This is a genomic window from Stenotrophomonas sp. TD3 (assembly GCF_001939825.1).
Taxonomy (GTDB): Bacteria; Pseudomonadota; Gammaproteobacteria; order Xanthomonadales; family Xanthomonadaceae; genus Stenotrophomonas.
Genome location: NZ_MOYM01000001.1, coordinates 1,828,475 through 1,846,877, shown reverse-complemented (window position 1 = coordinate 1,846,877; position 18,403 = coordinate 1,828,475). Strand labels below are relative to the sequence as shown.

The window sequence follows — 18,403 nt, the reverse complement described above, 5'->3', positions numbered from 1 at the left end:
ACTTGCAGCGTCCCCCGCAACCGGACCCACCTCGTCATCCCACGGATAGGCAGCTGTTGCTGTTGCTTCGGCTGTTGCCGTTGCATTGAGCAGGTGCAGGGCGCAGCCCTGCAAAAGAAAACCCCCTAGCTCATGGCCACTGCATCTCGCCCTTGGCCACCTTCGCACTCAGCTCCAGCGACGCCACGCCGGCCAGCTTCGGGTAGCGCGCCTGCATCGCCTTCACCAGCGCCGCACTGTCCTTGGCCTTTGCCGTCTCGGCGTCGAATGCGCGGATGTAGTCCGCGGTGAAGCGCAGCGCACTGGCATCCAGTGCCGCACCCGGCGCGTAATGCCCCGGCACCACCACCTTCGGCTTCAGCGCCTGCAGCCGCTGCAGGGTCTGCAGCCAGTCGGCATGTGACTTCGGGGTCTGCGTGTCGGCCATCCACACGTGCTCGCCCGCCACCACCGGAATGCCACCGACGATCGCGCGCAGTGACGGCACCCACAGCACCGTGCGGTCCGGCGTCGGCCCATCCAGGCCGATCAGCGGCAGGCGCTGGCCTTCCAGCTGCAGGGCATCGCCGTCCAGCACCTGCGGCACCACGATGCGCGCGGGCACGTCGGCACCCATCTTCGGTCCCCAGTAGGCCAGCTTGCCGGCCTGGGTCTGCTGGATGTGGGCGACGGTCTGCGCGGTGGCGACGATGCGTGCCTGCGGGAACGCGTCCTGCACGGTGGCCAGGCCGAAGTAGTAATCCGGATCGCCGTGGCTGATGTAGATCGTGGTCAGCTGCTTGCCGCTGGCACGGATCAGCTCGACCAGCTTGCGCGCGTCACTGGCACCAAACTGCGCATTGACCAGGATCGCGTCGTGGCGGCCTTCGATCAGCACCGAGGACACCGAGAACATCGCCTGCGGGCCGGGATGGAAGGTCTGCAGGTGCAGCTGGGATTTCGTCGCCGTGGCGGGCGCTGCGGTGGCCGGCGCGGCCAGCAGCGGCGCACTGGTGAAGGTGGCGGCCAGGGCGAGGGGAAGCAGCAGGGCAGCGGTACGCATCGGAATTCCTTGTGTAGAGCCGAGCCAATGCCCGGCTGCAGGTTCGCGTAGCGCCGGGCGCGGGCTCGGCGCTACAAGGGACGCACGTGGATCAATACGCCGCGGTGATGATCTGCTTCGGATACGCGTGCGCTTCCAGCTCGGCGACGAACGCCGCGCCGTAGTCGGCGTAGCTGATGCGGCTGTGGCCGCTGGCGTCGGCCAGGAAGGCCTTGGGCTGCACGCGGTACTGGCCGCGCTCTTCGCCCGGGCCGATCTCGGCGGCCGGCGAGAAGAAGGTCCAGTCCAGGTCATCCACCGCCTGCAGGCGGTTGAATGCCTCACGGTGGGCCAGTGCGTACGGCTTGTAGGCGTCCGGGAAGGTGGGGGTATCGACCAGCTGCACGCCGGGCGCGACTTCCAGGCTGCCGGCGCCACCGACCACGACCAGGCGCGGCACACCAGCCTTGCGTGCGGCGGCGGCCAGCTGCGCGGCGACCTCGCCGACGCGGCCGATGTCATCGCCCGGGCGCGGGCCGTAGGCACTGGCCAGCACGTCGTGGCCGGTGATGGCGGCGACCAGGGCGTCCTGGTCATCCAGCGAGGCGATCACCGGGTGGGCACCGGCCAGTTCAGCCGGAAGGTCCTGTGCGCTGCGCACGATGACGGTGAGTTCGTGGCCGCGGGCCAGCGCGTGGCGGGCGATCTGGCGGCCGATGTTGCCGGTGGAACCAACGAGGGCGATCTTCATGGCATGACTCCGTGGGGCGGTGTGGGGTGGGAATGGGGCCACTCTAGGCCGCTGCAGTCGCTCGAAAAACAGCGTATAACGCGCTTGTTTGTTGCATGGATCGAGCATATGGACCGATTGACCGCCATGACCGTGTTCGTCGAGGTGGCCGAGCGCGGCAGCCTCACCGCCGCTGCCGAGGTGCTGGACATGTCGCGGGCGATGGTCAGCCGCTACCTGGCCGAGGTCGAGGGCTGGCTGGGTGCACGGCTGCTGCACCGGACCACGCGCCGGATCAGCCTGACCGGTCCGGGCGAAGCGGCATTGGCGCGCTTCCGGCAGATGCTGGCGATCGGCGAAGAACTGCAGGGCGAGCTGGCCAGCGATGATCCCGAGCCGCACGGCACGCTGCGGGTGACTGCCAGCGTCTCGTTCGGGCAGAGTCACCTGGCGCGGGCGGTGGCCGGCTTTGTTGCGCGTCATCCGGCGGCACGCATCGAACTGCTGCTGGTCGACCGCACGGTGAACCTGGTGGAGGAGCGGGTGGACCTGGCGGTGCGTATCGCGCGCCAGATCGACCCCAGCCTGATCGCACGGCGGCTGGCCACCTGCCGTTCGGTGCTGTGCGCGACGCCGTCCTACCTGCAGGCACGCGGCACGCCGACCGCTCCCGAGCATCTGGCCGCGCACAACTGCCTGACCCATCACTACGTCGGCAAGAGCCTGTGGCAGCTGCACCGCGACGGTCGTTCGCTGTCGGTGGCGGTAGGCGGCAACATCAGTGCCAACGAGGCCTCGCTGCTGCTGGAGGCGGTGCGCGCCGGTGCCGGCATCGCCATGCTGCCGACCTACCAGGTGGCGCCGCTGCTGCGCAGTGGCGAGCTGATCGAACTGCTGCCCGGATTCAGTCTGGACGAACTCGGCATTCATGCCGTGTACGCATCACGGCGCCAGCAGCCCGCTATCATGCGGCGATTCCTGGACCACCTGGCCGAGTGTTTCGCCAGCCCGGCCTTCCAGGATCTGGATTGGCGCCCACCGGGCAAGGAGAACACATGAACCATGGACAGGCCTTGATCGACCACAACCGTGCTGCCTGGGACCGCCAGGCCAGCGAAGTGCGCGAATGGTCGCGCCCGGTGGAAAGTTCAACCATTGCCGCCGCGCGCGAAGGCCGCTGGCAGGTGCACCTGACCCCACGCGCGCTGCCACTGGACTGGCTGGGCGATGTGCGCGGCCGCCGCATCCTGTGCCTGGCCTCGGGCGGTGGCCAGCAGGCGCCGGTGCTGGCGGCGGCCGGCGCCGACGTCACCGTGTTCGACCTGTCCGACGGGCAGCTGGAACAGGACCGCCGGGTCGCCGCGCGCGATGGCCTGCAGCTGCGCACCGTGCAGGGTGACATGCGCGACCTGCACGTGTTTGCCAACGACAGTTTCGACGTGGTGTTCCATCCGATCTCCAACCTGTACGTGCCCGACGTGCGCCCGGTGTGGACCGAATGCCGCCGTGTGCTGGCACGCGACGGGATGCTGATGGCGAGCTTCTACAACCCGGTGCTGTTCGTCGGTGCGCGTGATCCGCAGCTGGATGTACAGGGTCTGATCCGGCCGCAGTACGCCATTCCCTATTCGGACCTGGAAGACCTGGCGCCAGCCGAGCGCGAGGCAAAGCTGGCCCGCGGCGATGCGCTGACCTTCGGCCACAGCCTGACCGAACTGATCGGTGGGCAGCTGGATGCCGGCTTCGTCATCGATCGCTTCATGGAAGACTGGCAGCCGCAGCCGCGCTTCCTGATCGACCGCTATCTGCCCACCTTCCTCGCCACCCGCGCACGCAGGATCGGCTGAGGCGCAGCGGCAGGAGGATCTGCGGAAAAAGCGGCGGCGTACAATGGACGGCCCCACGTTCCATAGGTGCCGTCCCTTGTCGTATCCCTATCCGCTGGTCGTGTTCGACCTCGATGGCACGCTGGTCGACAGCGCGGCTGATATCGCTGAAGCGCTGAACCGCACGCTGGAGGACATCGGTGTGGCACGCGTCCCGGAAGCCACGGTGCTGGGCTGGATCGGCGATGGTGTGCGCCGCCTGGTCGAGCAGGCCGTGCATGCCGCCGGTCGCGAGGTCGACCTGGCCGAAGTGATGCCGGTGTTCATGGTGCACTACCGTGAGTGCCTGCTGCGCAGCCCGCGCCTGTTCGATGGCGTGGCCGAGGCACTGGCGCAGCTGCGTGCACGCGCTGTTCCTCTGGCGATCTGCACCAACAAGCCCGAGGCGCTGGTGCCGCCGCTGCTGCAGCACCTGGGCATCGGTGATGCGTTCGCGCTGGTGCTGGGTGGTGATTCGCTGCCGCAGCGCAAGCCCAGCGGTGAGCCGCTGCGGCATATCGCTGCGCACTTCGGGCTGCCGGTCGATGCCTGCCTGATGGTGGGTGATTCGCTGACCGACTACCGCGCCGCCGAAGATGCGGGCATGCCGATCGCACTGGTGCGTTACGGCTATCCGCGTGGCCTGGACCTGGCCACCGCGCACGCCGTGGCAGTGATTGACGACCTGCGTGAGTTGCCGGGGTTGCAGGGCTGATGCAACGGACATCCCTGGTCGCCGGGCGGTAACCCGGGCCGACGCAATGGGTAGTGCCGGCCGCTGGCCGGCAACCCGGGATGCGCTGCCGACGGTCATGATGTTGCCGGCCAGCGGCCGGCACTACCATGACCGTCGCGCTCACTTCGGCTGGTAACGCACGCTCAGCTGGTACTCGCGGCCGGGCTGGTTGAACCACGCCACCGTCTCGTAGCGACGGTCGAACACGTTGGCGGCGCGCGCCAGCAGCGACCACTCCGGCGTCAGCGCGTACTCGGCGCGCAGGTCCAGCGTGCCGTAGCCGCCAACCTTCACTGCGTTGGCGGCATCGTCATAGCGCTTGCCCGCACCCTGCACGGTCAGGCCGGCGCGGAAATCGCCGAAGCGGCGGTCGACGTCCAGGCGTGCGGTCTGCTGTGCACGGCGCGGCAGCCAGTTGTCGAACTGGGTGCTGCCGTGGGTGCGGTTGCGCGGGTCGGTGTAGCTCAGCTGCGCGTTGATGTCGAAGCCGGCCAGCAGCACGCCACCGGTCAGCTCGGCACCGCGGATGCGTGCCTTCTCCACCTGCTGCATCTTGAAGGTTGCCGCGTCGTAGGTGATCAGGTCATCGATGCGGGTCTCATAGACGTCCAGGCCCCAATGCCAGCCCTGGCCCTGCTGCGAAACACCGAGGTTGGCGCTCTTGGACTTCTCCGGCTTCAACGTCGGCACGCCGCTCCACGGGTCGTACAGGTCGCTGAAGGTCGGCGCCTTGAACGCGGTGCCGTAGCTGGCGTTGACGCGCAGGCCGTGGTCCAGCTGCATCGCCCAGCCGAGACTGCCGGTGGCGTGGTTGCCGAACTGCTGGTTGTCGTCGTTGCGTGCGCTGGCCTGCAGCTGGTGGCGGCCGAAGCGGCCCTGGTACTGCACGAACACACCGGTGTTGCGGCGGCTGTCGACAATGTAGCCCGCGCTGCTGCCATCCAGGTTGTCTTCGCTCCAGTCCACGCCGGTGCTCAGCAGCTGGCCTTCGGCCAAGGTGAAGTCACCCTGCAGCGAGGCACTGTCGCGGTGGGTCTGTGCGCTGCCGCGTGCGCCGAAGTCGCCGAAGTTGTCCGACTCGTTGTCGCTGCGGCCGACGTTGGCGGTGAACGCCAGGTGTTCGGACGGGGTGTAGCGCACCTTGCCGGCCAGCACCTGCTGGCGGGTTTCCGAGTAGTTGTAATAGCCGTCGTAGTGGTTCTTGCCGTCGGCGCGCAGCGCGCTGCCTTCCACGTTCCACTGGTCGTTGAAGGTGTAGCCGCCACGCAGGCTCTTGGACAGGTTGCGGTAGCCGTCGCGGTCGGGTTCGTCGGCGAAGCAGCCGGTGAACAGCGTCGCCGAGCCACGGCAGGCATCGATGCCATCGGAATGCTGGTAGGCGATGTCGGCGCCGAACCAGCCGCGTTCGGTGCCACCACCGATGCCGCCGCTGGCTTCGCGCAGGCCGTTGCTGCCGCCACCGAGCTGGAAGTGCGGAGCAAAATCGCCCTGGTTGCGGCGGGTGAAAATCTGGATCACGCCGCCGATGGCGTCGGCGCCGTACAGGCTGGACTGCGGGCCGCGCACGATTTCCACGCGTTCGATCTGCGCCAGCGGCAGGTCCTGGTACATGGCCAGGCCAAGGTCGGCGCTGTTGATGCGCACGCCGTCGACCAGCACCACGGTGTGGCCCGAGTTGGTGCCGCGCAGGAACAGCGAGCTCTGCTTGCCGAGGCCGCCGGCATTGGTCAGGTTGATGCCGGCACGGCCGCGCAGCAGCTCCTGCAGCGAGGTGGCCTGGCTGGATTCGATCTGCGCGCGGTCGATCACCTGGGCCGGTGCGATGCTGTCCTGCAGGGCGATCGGGGTGCGGGTAGCGGTGACCAGGATCTGGTCGAGCGCGGTGGTGTCATCGGCGGCCTGGGACAGCGCGGGCAGGGCGGCCAGCACGGCCAAGGACAGCATTCGGGACTGCAGCTTCATGGGGGACTCCAGGTGCCACGCACGCCCGCGTGGCGAAGGGGAGGAGTCGCGAAGGCAGGCATGCGCCGACGCCGCAGCGCAGGCTGCGGTCATCCAGCGCCATGCCCACCGCATCGCGACCTGAGGCTTCCTGGCCGGTCTCCGGGCTTGCCGCCGGGTGGCGCGAGGCCACCGTCCAGGCGCCTTCCCATGCCTGCGGCACAGTGGCGTTGTTGCCTGGAACTGACGTGCTTACCGTTGCGGGGGCAGCGCCGGCCTGGCGTGGAATCACGCGTCACCGGCTTCCCGTTTCAACCTGCCGGCCGTGGCCGCAGGTCACCTGGAAGTGCGCGCAGTCTACGGCATCGCAGGTGGCCCGTAGCGTCGAGCCTGCTCGACTGCCTTTGCTGAGCCCTTAGAATGGTCCCTCGATCCCGTGGTGCCGTTGCCGATGTCCGCCCGTTTTCCGCTGTTCCCGCGTTGCCTGTACAGGACGCACGCATGATCCTCGACCTGGTCCGCCATGCCGGCAACGGTCGCGATGAGTTCCTCGATGGCCGCAGCGATCCACCGCAGCTGGCCCGCCTGCCGCAGGAACTGGTCGACGCCTACGCTGCGCAGCCCTGGGAGCGGGTGATCAGTTCGCCGCGGCTGCGCTCGCTGCACACGGCGATGGCCCTGGCCACCCCGCGTGGGCTGGACGTGGAAGCGGACGAGGAATGGGAAGAGCTGGATTTCGGCGATTGGGACGGGCAGTCGCTGTTCGACCTGCCGGAGGACGCACTGGCGGCCTTCCATGCCGATCCGCATGCATTCCCGCCGCCGAACGGTGAAAGCTGGGGCCACTTCGAGCGGCGTATCGCGCGCGCGCTGGATCGCCTGCTCGATGATGATGACCCGGTGCCGACGCTGGTGGTCAGCCATGGCGGCCCGCTGCGCATGGTGCTGTCGCAGGTCTGTGGCCTGCCGATGTCGCTGTGCTGGGCATTGCGCATCGACCACGGTACCCGTCTGCGGGTGTGGCTGGAGCGCGGCGAAGTCGGGCTGGTGGGCGAGCTGCTGGAACTGCAGCAGCCCTGAGCGCACCCGCCGGGCATGGCCCGGCGCTACCGATCCCGCATCACAGTGGTAGTGCCGGCCGCTGGCCGGCATCCCCAGGAACGCGGAGGCCTCAATCCTCGTCGGCGTGCTCGGCCACGCTGTCTTCCGCGTCATCGTCGGCATCGAAACGCTGCTCATGCACCGGACCCGAAGCGGGGCCGGCCGCCTTCAGCGGATGCGCGGCGATGCGCGCTTCGTAATCCTGTACCAGCGCCTCACGCTGCGGCTCGCTCAGTTCCTGCCAGTGGCAGTCCAGCAGCGCGCCTTCCAGCGAGTACAACAGGTTCAGGCTGGGCTTGAAGCCCGCGCGCTTGACCTTGACGAAGGCGCCGACCGCGCCGATCGCAACCAGATCCTCGCGGCTGCGCAAGCCGACCTGGCGCAGCCAAGCTGCACTTTTGGGGCCGATGTTGCGCAGCTTTGGCGCGCTCATCCCAGCGCCTCGACGAACACGCGGGCGATGGCTTCCAGGCCGGCCTGGTCATCGGCATCGAAGCGGCCGACCTTCGGGCTGTCGATGTCGAATACGCCGATCAGTTCATCGCCGCGCAGCAGCGGCACCACCAGTTCCGAACGCGAGGCCGAATCGCAGGCGATATGGCCGGGGAAGGCATCGACGTCGTCCACGCGCTGGGTCACGCGCTGGCTGGCGGCGGCACCGCACACGCCCTTGTCCAGCGGGATGCGCACGCAGGCCGGCAGGCCCTGGAACGGGCCGACCACCAGCTCCTTGCCGTCGTACAGGTAGAAGCCCACCCAGTTCAGGTCGGGCAGGGCGTGGTAGACCAGTGCGGAGAGGTTGGCCGCGTTGGCGATGCGGTCGGACTCGGCGTAGACCAGGCCACGGGCCTGTTCCAGCAGCTGGGCGTATTGTTCCGGCTTGCTGCCGGTAAGCGAGGCATTGGCGAACATGCCCGCAGTCTAGCAAGCACGCCGGGCCGGCGATAATGCACGCTCTGTCGTCCCGTTGGAGCCCATCGATGCCATTGCCCGCTACGCTGCCGCCCGCCCTGTTCGTTACCGGCACCGATACCGAGATCGGCAAGACCGCGGCCAGCACCGCGCTGCTGCATGCGCTGCGCCGGTGCGGCCTGCGCGCGGTGGGCATGAAGCCGGTGGCCAGCGGCAGCGAAGACCTGGGGCAGGGCCTGCGCAACGAAGACGCGCTGGCCCTGCAGGCAGCCAGCTGGCCGGTGCCGGACTATGCCGACCTGAATCCGTACGCGCTGCGGCAGCCGCTGGCACCGGAGCTGGCCGCTGCCGAGGATGGCGTGCAGGTGGAGCTGGCGCCGATCGTGGCCGCATTCGCGCGATTGCGCGCGCAGGCCGATGTCGTGGTGGTGGAGGGCGTTGGCGGCTGGTTGGCGCCGGTCTCGGCCACGCTGGACCAGCTGGACCTGGTACGTGCACTGCGGCTGCCGGTGCTGCTGGTGGTCGGCATGCGGCTGGGCTGCGTCAACCATGCTCGGCTGACCGCGCAGTCGCTGCAGGCCAGTGGCGTGGAGTGCCTGGGCTGGATCGGCAACCACATCGACCCGGCGATGCAGCGCCAGGACGAGAACATCGCGACGTTGCAGCAGCGCCTGCCGATGCCGTGCTGGGGACGGCTGCCGCATCTGCCGGGTGCGAATGGCGAAGCGCTGGCGGCGCACCTGCTCGAGTGATCCTGGGTAGTGCCGGCCGCTGGCCGGCAACTGCATCCACCTGGCGATCCCGGGGTTGCCGGCCAGCGGCCGGCACTACCGTGCTGCAGCCGCCAGCTCCCGCGCGATCGCACCCAGCCGCTCCACTGCGCCGACGAAGCGTGCGTCCAGCGTCTGGCAGCACGACAGCCGCAGGCAGTGGCGGTAGCGCGCGCCACGTGAATAGACCTGGCCGGGCATGAACACGATGTCCTCCTGCAATGCACGCTCGAACAGCTCGCGTGTATCCACGCCGGGCAGTTCCAGCCACAGCAGGAAGCCGCCCTGCGGCTCGGTGGCACGGGTGCCGGCCGGGAAGTGTTCGGCCACCAGCTGGCGCAGCCGTCCCACCTGTTCGCGGTACAGCCGGCGCATGCGGTGCAGGTGATGCTCGTAGCTGCCGGCTTCCAGATACGCCGCCACCGCATCGCCGAGCAGCTGCGGCTCGCCACCGGTGGACTGGAATTTCAGCAGCGCGATGCGCTCGGCGAAGCGGCCGCCATCCAGCCAGCCGATGCGGTAATCCGGTGCCAGTGTCTTCGAGAAACCTCCGACCACCATCACCCAGCCATCGCGATCGAAGGCCTTCAGCAACGGCGCCGGCGGTTCGCAGAACTGCAGCTCGGCGTACACCGCATCCTCGATCAGCGGCAGTTGCCGTGCGTTGACCAGCTCGGCCAAGCGCTGCTTGGCGGCGGTCGGCATGGTGCAGCCCAGCGGGTTGTGCACGGTCGGCATCACCACCAGCGCGGCCAGCGGCGTGTGTTCCAGCAGCGCATCCAGCGCATCCACATCCAGGCCGTGCTGCGGATGGGTGGGCAGCTCGATGGCCTGCAGGCCGAGGTTGGCCAGCAGGGGGTACAGGTTGAAGTAGGACGGCGCCTCGATGCCCACCGCATCACCGGGCTGGGTGACCGCGCGCAGCGCCAGCTGCAGGGCCTCCATCGCACCATGGGTCAGCAGCAGGCGTTCGCAGTGGGTATGCAGGCCCATGCGTGGCCCACGCCGCACGATCTGCGCCAGCAGCCGTGGCGAGCCGTTGGGGCGCGCGTAGGTCTCCACCGTCTGCTGGCCGTGGCGCAGCACCTGCGCGGTATGCCGGGCCAGCTGCGCGCCCGGATAGAACTGGCGCCCGCGCGGACCGGCAAAGGCCAGGTCGATCACACCGGGGCGGCGCTGTGCTTCCAGCACGCGGGCCATCAGCACCTGCTGCAGTGGTGCGGTGGGTGCGGACGGGGTATCACGCAGCGAACGCTCAGGCACCGACAATCGCGGCGCCACCTCGAAGCCGGCTTTGGGCCGCGGAATGACCAGGCCGGCGTCCTCCAGCTGGCGATAGGCGGCAATCACCGTGTTCAGGCTGAGCCTGCGCTGCAAGGCCATCTGCCGCAGCGAAGGCAAGCGGCTGCCGACCGGGAGGCGTCCGCCGTGGATGGCCTCGGCCAGTTCGTCGGACAGCCGTTGGTAGCGGGGTGGGATCATCGCGCTCTGGTTATCTGTATCCATCGAATTTCCCACCATCTGGTGCTGTACCCATGATGATGGCGAGCCTAGCATGTCGTTGTCGGCCGGGCCTGATCGGGGCACGGCCGATACTTCCCAAGCGCACGGCTGGATGGCCGTGCGTCTTTTTTTTCAGGTAGTGCCGGCTGCTGGCCGGCAATCCCCGGATCCGGAACGGCGCGGTTGCCGGCCAGCGGCCGGCACCACCCGGAGCGTCAGCGCATCGGCACCAGCGCCGCGTCGCGCCGGTACAGCGCCGGGAACTGCTTGCCCAGTGCGGCCAGCTTCGGTGCGTCGTAGTAGCGGATGTAGGCCGCCTGCGGGTAATTGGTCATGTAGTTCTGGTGGTAGCTCTCGGCCGGGTAGAAGCGCTGGCCGCTGACCAGCTGGGTGACGATCGGCGCGCGGTAGCTGCCGGCCTGGCCGAGCTGGGCGATGTAGGCGCGGCTGGCAGCCTGCTGGCGTGCGTCGTCACTGAAGATCGCCGAGCGGTACTGGCTGCCATGGTCCGGGCCCTGTCGATCGAGCTGGGTCGGGTCGTGCACCACCGAGAAGAACACCTGCATCAGCTGGCCATAGCTGACCTGGCGCGGGTCATAGTCGACCTTCACGGCTTCGGCATGACCGGTCTGGCCGCTGCTGACACGCTCATAGCGCGCGTTGGCCGCGCTGCCGCCGATGTAGCCGGATACCGCATTGCTCACGCCCTTGACGTGCTGGAACACGCCCTGCACGCCCCAGAAGCAACCGCCGGCGAACACCACACTGGCATGGGTGGCGTCATCGCGGAACGCGGCGTCGCCGCTGGGCGCAGGTAGCGCCTTGACCTGCGCGCTGGCCTCGACCGGTGCCGCGACCGCGCTGTGGTCGACCAGCAGCACGCCGGTGATCAATGCGGCAGCGACCAATCCGGCGACACCGGCGGCGATGCCCTGTTCAAAGGAGAGTTTCATCATGTCCTCCCGGTTCAACCGAAGGTGAAGGCATAGGCCTGCACGCCCGCATCGAGGAATTCGATCTCGAAGCGGTGCGGGCCGACCGTGCCGCGCTGGCGGACCAGCTGGTACAGGCGGTGCTCGTCGACCACGCCGCTGCCATCGGTGCCGACATCACTGCCGGCATCGGCGGCGGGCAGCGGCTTGCCGTCCAGCCAGACGCGGAAGCGCACTGGCTTGCCGTCCTCGCTCGGTGCTAGCACCAGGTGCAGGTCGCGTGCGTGGAACTGGAAGGCGATGCGGCCACCGGCTTGGTGTAGTTGTGCGGCCTCGTCGGTGACGGTCCAGCGCCCGGACAGTCCCCATTGGTTCAACGCCAGGGCGGCCGGCAGCGTGTAGTCGAACGCGGTGTCGCTGCGCTGCCCGCCGGGCGAGGCGAACTGCTCGGCGCGGGCGTGGCCCAGGTAGGTTTCCGGCGAACGCAGGTTGCCCATGTCGGCCTGCACGGCCACGCCCTTCAGGTCGGCGGCAGCGGGATCGGCCGGTGGCGGCAGATTCGTCTGCCCGGCTTCGGCCAGCAGGCGACGGATCATCTGTTCCGAGCGCGCATAGTTGCCCTCGCCGAACTGGTGGCCGCGGATGTTGCCCTGCGCGTCGACGAAGTACTGCGCCGGCCAGTAGCGGTTGTTGAAGGCGCGCCAGATCGTGTACTGGTTGTCGAGGGCCACCGGGTACTCGACCTTCAGCTGCTGCACCGCCTTCATCACGTTGCGTGGGTCGCGCTCGAAGGCGAACTCCGGCGTATGCACGCCGACGACCACCAGGCCGTGGTCGCGGTAGCGTCGCTCCCATTCGTGCACGAACGGCATCGCGCGCAGGCAGTTGATGCAGGAATAAGTCCAGAAATCGACCAGCACCACCTTGCCGCGCAGCTGCTGTGCACTCAGCGGCGGGCTGTTGAGCCAGCCGGTGGCACCGTCCAGCGCGGGCAGGGTGCCCTCCACCGGCAGCGGTGCATCGGCACCGGCTTTGGCGCCGGCCATCATCATCATCGGCGGTGCCATCGGCTGCGCGCCGGGTACTGCGTCCAGCAGGCTCTGCTCGATGCGCGCGGTGCTGACCGTGGACAAGCGGGTCAGCAGGCCGGTATCCCAGCCGAGGCCGATCGCCACGACGGCCAGCAGCGCGGCCACACCCAGCACCTTGCGCAGGACATCGCCGAGGCCGAGCCGCGCCTGCATCGCGCGGAACACCCGACCGCCGATCCACACCGCCAGCGCCAGTGCGGTGATCGCACCCAGTGCATAGGCCAGCAGCAGCGCAGTGGTGCCGACGCTGGCGCCATGCAGGGCGGCGCCGGTCAGCACCAGGCCAAGGATCGGCCCGGCGCACGGTGCCCACAGCAGGCCAGTGGCGATGCCGATCAGCAGCGAGGTCCACGCGCCGCCGTGCCCCGCGGCATCCGCCGCGTCGGCGCGCGCGCTCAGGCGGGCACCCACGCGCTGGAACGGTGCCAGCAGGTGGTCGGCCAGCCGTGGCCAGAGCAGGGCGATCGCGAACAGCGCCATCAGCAGCAGGGCGATCCAGCGTCCGACCTGGTTGGCCTGCGCCACCCATTGGCTGCCCACCGCGGCCAGGCTGGCGACCACTGTGAAGGTGAGCGCCATGCCCAGCAGCAGCGGTAGCGTGCTGCGCAGGAACGGACGGTCGGCACGCGCGAACACGAACGGCAGCACCGGCAGGATGCAGGGGCTGAGCAGGGTCAGCGCGCCCCCCAGATAGGCAAGCAGCAACAGCAGCATGGTCAGGCTCCGGAAGCAGTGGAAGAACCGACCGGCACCCGCCAGCCGTCGGCAGTGCCATCAGTGGCACCGGGAACGAACACCATCGCCGCACCGTTCATGCAGTAGCGCAGCCCGGTCGGGCGTGGCCCATCGTTGAACACATGGCCGAGATGGCCGCCGCAGCGGCGGCAATGCACCTCCACCCGCAGCATCCCGAAGGTGACGTCGCGGTCTTCGCCGATGGCGTTGTGCAGCGGCGCCCAGAAGCTGGGCCAGCCGGTGCCGCTCTCGAACTTGGTGGAGGAGGAGAACAGCGGCAGTGCACAGCCGGCGCAGGCAAAGGTGCCCTGCCGGTGTTCCTTGTTGAGCGGGCTGCTCCACGGCCGTTCGGTGGCCTGCTGGCGCAGCACCGCGTACTGCGCCGGGGTCAGGCGCTGGCGCCACTCGGCATCACTGTGCATGACCTCGAACTGTCGCGACGGACGCGCTTCGGCGGCGGCCGGGGCGGCGCGGCTGCACGCCCCCAGGCCGAGCAGCCCGGCGGCGGTGGCAACACCGCCCAGACCCAGCAGATGGCGGCGGGAGAGGGACATGGCGGACTCCGGGAAGGGGCGACGGGGCCATGCTGCGCCCGCCCGGGTCAACGAATCCTCACGCAGGATTCAATTTTTCGTGAGGTATCGGCGGCCGTCCCGCGCCACAATGCAGCCAGCCTCCCCACTGGCCCCGAGCTGCCGATGTCCACCAAACGCGTGCTGATCGTTGAAGACGATGCCCACATCGCCGACCTGCTGCGCATGCATCTGGGCGATGAGGGTTACGACGTCGCCCATGCCGCCAGCGGCGATGCCGGCCTGCGCCTGCTCGAGCAGGACGGCCCGTGGGATGCGCTGGTGCTGGACGTGATGCTGCCCGGCGTGGACGGGCTGCAGGTGTGCCAGCGTGCACGCGCGATGGCGCGCTATGTCCCGATCATCATCATCAGTGCGCGCGGCAGCGAAACGCAGCGCATCGTCGGCCTGGAACTGGGCGCGGACGATTACCTGGCAAAACCCTTTTCGATGCCGGAACTGGTGGCACGGGTGCGCGCGCTGCTGCGCCGCGCCGAGGCGATGGCGCAGAGCGCGCGCATCGATGCCGGCGCGATCGAGCTGGGTGGGCTGCAGCTCGATCCGGTCGCGCGCACCGCCTCGGTGGATGGCAACGCGCTGGAGCTGACCCCGCGCGAGTTCGATCTGCTGTTGTTCTTCGCCCGTCATCCGGACCAGGTGTTCGCGCGCATGGAACTGCTCAACCAGGTCTGGGGCTACCAGCACGATGGTTACGAGCACACGGTCAACACCCACATCAACCGCCTGCGCAGCAAGATCGAACCCGACCCGGCCAACCCACGGCGGTTGCTGACGGTGTGGGGCCGCGGCTACAAGCTGGTCGACCCGGCCGGGGCGGCGGCATGATCAAGCCGAACCTGTGGCAGAAGCTGGCGGTGGTGACCGCCGCGCTGATGCTGATGTGCTGCATGGCGCTGCTCGCATTGCAGATGCGTGCCAACACCCGCCACGAGCAGGAGGTGGTGCAGCGGTTGTCGCTGGGCCTGGCCGAGCACATCGCCCAGCGCAGCGAACTGATGGACACCAGTGGCATGCGCGATGCCGCGGTGCGCGCGTTGTTCGGCCAGCTGATGGCGGTCAACCCCAGCGTCGAGGTCTACCTGCTGGACGACCAGGGCCGCATCCTCGGTCACGATGCGCCCAGTGGCCATCTGGTGCGCAACCGGGTGGACGTGGCACCGCTGCGCCGCCTGCTGTCGGGTGCGCCACTGCCGATCCTCGGCGATGACCCGCGCAGCGCGGACGGCCGCAAGGTGTTCAGCGCCGCACCATTGATCGTGCAGGGCCGGCCGGCTGGCTATGTGTACGTGGTGCTGGTCGGCGAGCACCGGCAGATGCTCTCCGATGATCTTGCCGCCGGCAGCCAGTGGAACACCACGCTGTGGTCGGTGGTGCTGGTCGGCGGCCTCGGCCTGTTTGCCGGGCTGGTGGCGTTCTACTGGGTGACGCGCCCGTTGCGGCGGCTGACCCGGCGGATCCAGGCCTTCGACATCGATGCGCCCACGCCACTGCCGCCGCCGGAGCCGCTGCGCCCCGGGGAGCGCGACGAACTGGTGATCCTCGAACATGCACACGCGCAGATGGCGCAGCGGCTGGGCGAGCAGTGGCAGCAGCTGCGCCAGCAGGACCTGCAGCGCCGTGAACTGGTCGCCAACATCTCGCACGACCTGCGCACGCCGTTGTCGTCGCTGCACGGCTACCTGGAAACGCTGGCGTTGAAGGACGCCACGCTGTCACCGGACGAGCGCCGCCGCTATCTCGGCATTGCGCTGGCGCAGAGCGCCAAGGTCGGCCGGCTGGCACGCGCGCTGTTCGAACTTGCGCGGCTGGAGCACGGCGAAGTGCGGCTGGAGTGGGAGGTGTTCGCGCTGCCGGAGCTGCTGCAGGACGTGCTGCAGAAGTTCGAACTGGCGGCGCAGGCGCGTGGCCAGCAGCTGCACGCAGCGTTTCCGCCCGGCCTGCCGCTGGTCCGCGCCGACCTGGGCCTGGTCGAGCGGGTGCTGACCAATCTGCTCGACAACGCGCTGCGGCATGCGCCCGACGGTGGCCAGATCGAGGTGCGCCTGCGCGCGACCCCCGACAGCGTGGAGGTCAGTGTTGCCGATGATGGCCCCGGGGTTGCGCCGGCGCTGCGTACCCAGCTGTTCCAGGCACCGGCCGCGCTCGGCGCGCGGCGTGGCGACAACGGCGGACTGGGCCTGTTGATCGTGCAGCGCATTGTGCAGTTGCATGGCCGCCGTATCGAACTGCGCGACAGCGAACGAGGCGCGCTGTTCGTGTTTGCACTACCGCGCGCGGAACCGGCGGTCTAGCAGACCGCGTCGCCCTCCACGACACCGCCGGTTTCCAGCGGCAGGTGCAGGCGGATGCAGGCGCCGCCCAGCTCCGAATCGGTCACCTCGACATGGCCGCCATGCTTGTCGGCCACCACCTGCACCAGCGCCAGGCCGAGGCCGAAACCGGGGCTGCCCGGGTCCAGCCGCACATACGGTTGCAGCACCTGGCCGCGCAGTTCCGGCGCGATGCCGGGGCCGTCGTCCTCCACCTGCACGCACAGCCAGCCGTCATTGACCGTGCTGGCGATGCGGATCTGCCGACGCGCGTAACGCAGCGCATTGCCGAGCAGGTTGCGCAGCGCCAGTTCCAGCATGTGCCGGTTGACGTTGACCAGGCCCACGGGTGACAACGCCTGCTGCACCGGCATCGGCAACGGTGCGAACTGGGCCACCACGCCTCGCACCAGCGCCGCCAGCTGCAGGCGCTGGCGGGTGAGTTGATGGCAGCGGCCCAGTGCGGCGTATTCGACGCCGGCATCGGTCAGGTGCTGCAGCCGATCGACATCGGTGCGCAGACCGCCCAGCGCATCGCGCTGCACATCGTCGAGCGCGGTGTCTTCCAGGTCGGCCAGGCCGAAACGCATCCGTGCCAACGGCGTGCGCACCTCGTGCGCCACCGCCTGGGCCAGCACGCGCTGGCTTTCCAGCAGCTGCTGCAGCTGCTCGGCCATGTGGTTGAAGGCGTTGGCCAACGGACGCACAAGCGCGGTACCGGCACGCGGCGCGCGGGTATCCAGCTGGCCGTCGCGCATCTGCCGCGCGGCCTGGGCCAACTGCGAAACGTCGCGCCACAGCCGGTAGACCATCACGTACATCGGCAGTGCCACCGCCACCATCAGGATCAGCAGCAGGATCGCCACGCCGGATACTTCGCTGTCCTGCCAGCCCTCGTCCGGCAGCGCTTCATCCAACGGGCCCAGCATCACCGCGTAGTCGCTGTCGCCGATCCGCTGCAGGCTGCGCATGTGCTCCAGGTCGATCTGCACGCGGCCGTTGTTGAACGGCGGGCGCTGGCTGGCCGGCAGCTCCTTCACCGCCTCGGCCAGCGGCACCATGCGCAGCGCGTAGGCGAAATCGGCGTCGAGTTCGCGCGCCAGTGCCGGCCACTGCCCGCGCGGGGTTTCGGCGAAGCGGTGCTGCAGCAGCGCATGGGTACCGCGCATCTCGGCCTGAAGACCGGCTTCCGTGCGGTCTTCCAGCAGAGCATCCCAGGCCCACAAGCCCAGCACGATCAACAACAGGTGGGCGACCAGGAAACCGATGCCGTAGCGCAGGAAGTGGAAGGCGTGGCCGCGCATCGCCGAGGGCGTGCGCTTCATCCCCATGCCGAGCGGCTGAACAGGTAGCCGCGGCCACGGACGGTCTTGATCCGTTCCGGCTGCTCGGGGTTGTCGCCCAGCTTGCGGCGCAGGCGCGAGATGCGGGCATCGATCGAACGGTCCAGGCCGTCGAAGGCGATGCCACGCAGGCCGCGCAGTAGCGCGTCGCGGTCCAGGATCTGGCCGGCGTTGCTGGCCAGCAGGAACAGCAGGTCGAACTCGGCCGTGGTCAGCTCCAGCAGGCCGCCCTGCAGGTGCACGTTGCGGGTGGACGGGTCGATGTTCAGCTCGCCGAAGCGCAGGCTGCCGTCACGCGGTTCGACCCGGCGGTGGCGGCGCAGGTGGGCACGCAGGCGGGCCAGCAGCACCCGCGGTTCGATCGGTTTGCCGATGTAATCGTCGGCCCCCAGTTCCAGGCCCAGCACCTGGTCGATGTTGTCGGTGCGGGCGGTCAGCACGCAGATGATGCCGTCATAGTGGGGCCGGATCTGCCGACACACTTCGAAACCATCCTGGTCGGGCAGGCCGACATCGAGCAGCACCAGGGCCGGCTTTTCGGCCAGGATCCGGGCCACTGCGCGCTCGCCGCTGCGCTCGTGGGCCACCTGGTAGCCATGCCGTTGCAGGTAGTCGCTGACCATCGTTCCCAGGCGGGCATCGTCTTCGACCAGTACGATATCCAGCATTTCCAAGGCCTCCGTGGGCGCAAACGTACCGCCACGGCACGAGCGCGGCGATGCTATCCCAGCCTTCGGGCCGCCCGGGTCCCGGGGGCGGGCGCCATTCAGCCGGGGTTGCTGGCGCACGGGCCGGGTCTCAGTCCCGGCAACAACTTGGCG

Annotated in this window: 18 protein-coding genes and 1 riboswitch; of the genes, 7 read left to right on the top strand and 11 right to left on the bottom strand. The window is 69.0% G+C overall.

The genetic code is table 11. The features are described from left to right. Positions 1-130 precede the first annotated feature (130 nt). Positions 131-1,042 carry an MBL fold metallo-hydrolase gene (locus BKE09_RS08635; protein WP_075675464.1) on the bottom strand — a complete coding sequence of 304 codons (912 nt, stop codon included), beginning with the start codon at positions 1,040-1,042 and terminating at the stop codon, positions 131-133. A 91-nt stretch (positions 1,043-1,133) separates the two neighbouring features. Continuing rightward, positions 1,134-1,772, bottom strand: a complete 639-nt coding sequence (locus tag BKE09_RS08630) for an NAD(P)H-binding protein (protein WP_075675463.1) — start codon at positions 1,770-1,772, stop codon at positions 1,134-1,136. Positions 1,773-1,880: 108 nt separating this feature from the next. Between BKE09_RS08630 and BKE09_RS08625 the strand changes: the two genes are divergently transcribed. From BKE09_RS08625 to gph, 3 genes are all read left to right on the top strand, one after another. Then, the gene (locus tag BKE09_RS08625) at positions 1,881-2,810 is read left to right on the top strand and encodes a LysR family transcriptional regulator (RefSeq protein WP_075675462.1); all 930 of its coding nucleotides are present in this window, start codon (positions 1,881-1,883) and stop codon (positions 2,808-2,810) included. Next, positions 2,807-3,598, top strand: coding sequence for a class I SAM-dependent methyltransferase (locus BKE09_RS08620; protein WP_075675461.1), 792 nt, complete (start codon positions 2,807-2,809; stop codon positions 3,596-3,598). Before BKE09_RS08625 ends, BKE09_RS08620 begins: the two co-directional genes overlap by 4 nt. 76 nt (positions 3,599-3,674) lie before the next feature. Continuing rightward, positions 3,675-4,331 (top strand): phosphoglycolate phosphatase, encoded by a 657-nt coding sequence (gene gph / locus BKE09_RS08615; RefSeq protein ID WP_075675460.1) that lies wholly within the window; start codon positions 3,675-3,677, stop codon positions 4,329-4,331. A gap of 141 nt (positions 4,332-4,472) precedes the next feature. On the opposite strand, the gene btuB is transcribed toward gph, so the two are convergent. Further along, a complete protein-coding gene (gene btuB / locus BKE09_RS08610) occupies positions 4,473-6,314 on the bottom strand; it encodes a TonB-dependent vitamin B12 receptor (RefSeq protein WP_075675459.1) in 1,842 nt (613 codons plus the stop codon). Positions 6,315-6,428: 114 nt separating this feature from the next. Continuing rightward, a riboswitch (cobalamin riboswitch) is annotated at positions 6,429-6,652 on the bottom strand. 142 nt (positions 6,653-6,794) lie between these two features. Between btuB and BKE09_RS08605 the strand changes: the two genes are divergently transcribed. Continuing rightward, positions 6,795-7,373, top strand: a complete 579-nt coding sequence (locus BKE09_RS08605) for a histidine phosphatase family protein (RefSeq protein ID WP_032128728.1) — start codon at positions 6,795-6,797, stop codon at positions 7,371-7,373. A gap of 91 nt (positions 7,374-7,464) precedes the next feature. On the opposite strand, the gene BKE09_RS08600 is transcribed toward BKE09_RS08605, so the two are convergent. After that, the gene (locus BKE09_RS08600) at positions 7,465-7,827 is read right to left on the bottom strand and encodes a TfoX/Sxy family protein (RefSeq protein WP_014035860.1); all 363 of its coding nucleotides are present in this window, start codon (positions 7,825-7,827) and stop codon (positions 7,465-7,467) included. Beyond that, positions 7,824-8,306 (bottom strand): GAF domain-containing protein, encoded by a 483-nt coding sequence (locus BKE09_RS08595; protein ID WP_004140850.1) that lies wholly within the window; start codon positions 8,304-8,306, stop codon positions 7,824-7,826. Before BKE09_RS08595 ends, BKE09_RS08600 begins: the two co-directional genes overlap by 4 nt. 68 nt (positions 8,307-8,374) lie before the next feature. Between BKE09_RS08595 and bioD the strand changes: the two genes are divergently transcribed. After that, positions 8,375-9,058 carry a dethiobiotin synthase gene (gene bioD / locus BKE09_RS08590; protein ID WP_075675458.1) on the top strand — a complete coding sequence of 228 codons (684 nt, stop codon included), beginning with the start codon at positions 8,375-8,377 and terminating at the stop codon, positions 9,056-9,058. 75 nt (positions 9,059-9,133) lie between these two features. Here bioD and BKE09_RS08585 read toward each other — a convergent pair whose 3' ends face one another. The 4 genes from BKE09_RS08585 to msrB form a co-directional block, all read right to left on the bottom strand. Beyond that, complete coding sequence (locus BKE09_RS08585; protein ID WP_075676657.1) at positions 9,134-10,582, bottom strand: PLP-dependent aminotransferase family protein; 1,449 nt, start codon at positions 10,580-10,582, stop codon at positions 9,134-9,136. Between the two features lie 212 nt (positions 10,583-10,794). Further along, positions 10,795-11,532, bottom strand: a complete 738-nt coding sequence (gene msrA / locus BKE09_RS08580) for a peptide-methionine (S)-S-oxide reductase MsrA (protein WP_075676655.1) — start codon at positions 11,530-11,532, stop codon at positions 10,795-10,797. A gap of 14 nt (positions 11,533-11,546) precedes the next feature. Next, positions 11,547-13,316 (bottom strand): cytochrome c biogenesis protein CcdA, encoded by a 1,770-nt coding sequence (locus tag BKE09_RS08575; protein WP_075675457.1) that lies wholly within the window; start codon positions 13,314-13,316, stop codon positions 11,547-11,549. Between the two features lie 2 nt (positions 13,317-13,318). After that, entirely contained in the window at positions 13,319-13,891 is a 573-nt protein-coding gene (msrB, locus tag BKE09_RS08570; protein WP_014035865.1) for a peptide-methionine (R)-S-oxide reductase MsrB, read from the bottom strand. 144 nt (positions 13,892-14,035) lie between these two features. Here msrB and BKE09_RS08565 point away from each other — a divergent pair, with 144 nt between their 5' ends. Together BKE09_RS08565 and BKE09_RS08560 are read left to right on the top strand one after the other, a co-directional pair. Next, a complete protein-coding gene (locus tag BKE09_RS08565; protein WP_014035866.1) occupies positions 14,036-14,755 on the top strand; it encodes a response regulator transcription factor in 720 nt (239 codons plus the stop codon). Continuing rightward, positions 14,752-16,221 (top strand): HAMP domain-containing sensor histidine kinase, encoded by a 1,470-nt coding sequence (locus BKE09_RS08560; protein WP_075675456.1) that lies wholly within the window; start codon positions 14,752-14,754, stop codon positions 16,219-16,221. Before BKE09_RS08565 ends, BKE09_RS08560 begins: the two co-directional genes overlap by 4 nt. Here the strand turns inward: BKE09_RS08560 and BKE09_RS08555 are convergent. Further along, positions 16,218-17,564, bottom strand: coding sequence for an ATP-binding protein (locus BKE09_RS08555; protein WP_075675455.1), 1,347 nt, complete (start codon positions 17,562-17,564; stop codon positions 16,218-16,220). The genes BKE09_RS08560 and BKE09_RS08555 overlap by 4 nt on opposite strands. Next, positions 17,561-18,250 (bottom strand): winged helix-turn-helix domain-containing protein, encoded by a 690-nt coding sequence (locus BKE09_RS08550; RefSeq protein ID WP_010484092.1) that lies wholly within the window; start codon positions 18,248-18,250, stop codon positions 17,561-17,563. The genes BKE09_RS08555 and BKE09_RS08550 overlap by 4 nt, the downstream gene beginning before the upstream one ends. Positions 18,251-18,403 lie beyond the last annotated feature (153 nt).

Excerpts from the sequence above, each read along its gene's own strand:
- BKE09_RS08635 (WP_075675464.1), bottom strand. The coding sequence starts at position 1,042 with ATGCGTACCGCTGCCCTGCTGCTTCCCCTCGCCCTGGCCGCCACCTTC.
- BKE09_RS08630 (WP_075675463.1), bottom strand. The coding sequence starts at position 1,772 with ATGAAGATCGCCCTCGTTGGTTCCACCGGCAACATCGGCCGCCAGATC.
- BKE09_RS08625 (WP_075675462.1), top strand. The coding sequence starts at position 1,881 with ATGGACCGATTGACCGCCATGACCGTGTTCGTCGAGGTGGCCGAGCGC.
- BKE09_RS08620 (WP_075675461.1), top strand. The coding sequence starts at position 2,807 with ATGAACCATGGACAGGCCTTGATCGACCACAACCGTGCTGCCTGGGAC.
- btuB (WP_075675459.1), bottom strand. The coding sequence starts at position 6,314 with ATGAAGCTGCAGTCCCGAATGCTGTCCTTGGCCGTGCTGGCCGCCCTG.
- BKE09_RS08605 (WP_032128728.1), top strand. The coding sequence starts at position 6,795 with ATGATCCTCGACCTGGTCCGCCATGCCGGCAACGGTCGCGATGAGTTC.
- BKE09_RS08600 (WP_014035860.1), bottom strand. The coding sequence starts at position 7,827 with ATGAGCGCGCCAAAGCTGCGCAACATCGGCCCCAAAAGTGCAGCTTGG.
- BKE09_RS08595 (WP_004140850.1), bottom strand. The coding sequence starts at position 8,306 with ATGTTCGCCAATGCCTCGCTTACCGGCAGCAAGCCGGAACAATACGCC.
- bioD (WP_075675458.1), top strand. The coding sequence starts at position 8,375 with ATGCCATTGCCCGCTACGCTGCCGCCCGCCCTGTTCGTTACCGGCACC.
- BKE09_RS08585 (WP_075676657.1), bottom strand. The coding sequence starts at position 10,582 with ATGGATACAGATAACCAGAGCGCGATGATCCCACCCCGCTACCAACGG.
- msrA (WP_075676655.1), bottom strand. The coding sequence starts at position 11,532 with ATGAAACTCTCCTTTGAACAGGGCATCGCCGCCGGTGTCGCCGGATTG.
- BKE09_RS08575 (WP_075675457.1), bottom strand. The coding sequence starts at position 13,316 with ATGCTGCTGTTGCTGCTTGCCTATCTGGGGGGCGCGCTGACCCTGCTC.
- msrB (WP_014035865.1), bottom strand. The coding sequence starts at position 13,891 with ATGTCCCTCTCCCGCCGCCATCTGCTGGGTCTGGGCGGTGTTGCCACC.
- BKE09_RS08565 (WP_014035866.1), top strand. The coding sequence starts at position 14,036 with ATGTCCACCAAACGCGTGCTGATCGTTGAAGACGATGCCCACATCGCC.
- BKE09_RS08560 (WP_075675456.1), top strand. The coding sequence starts at position 14,752 with ATGATCAAGCCGAACCTGTGGCAGAAGCTGGCGGTGGTGACCGCCGCG.
- BKE09_RS08555 (WP_075675455.1), bottom strand. The coding sequence starts at position 17,564 with ATGAAGCGCACGCCCTCGGCGATGCGCGGCCACGCCTTCCACTTCCTG.
- BKE09_RS08550 (WP_010484092.1), bottom strand. The coding sequence starts at position 18,250 with ATGCTGGATATCGTACTGGTCGAAGACGATGCCCGCCTGGGAACGATG.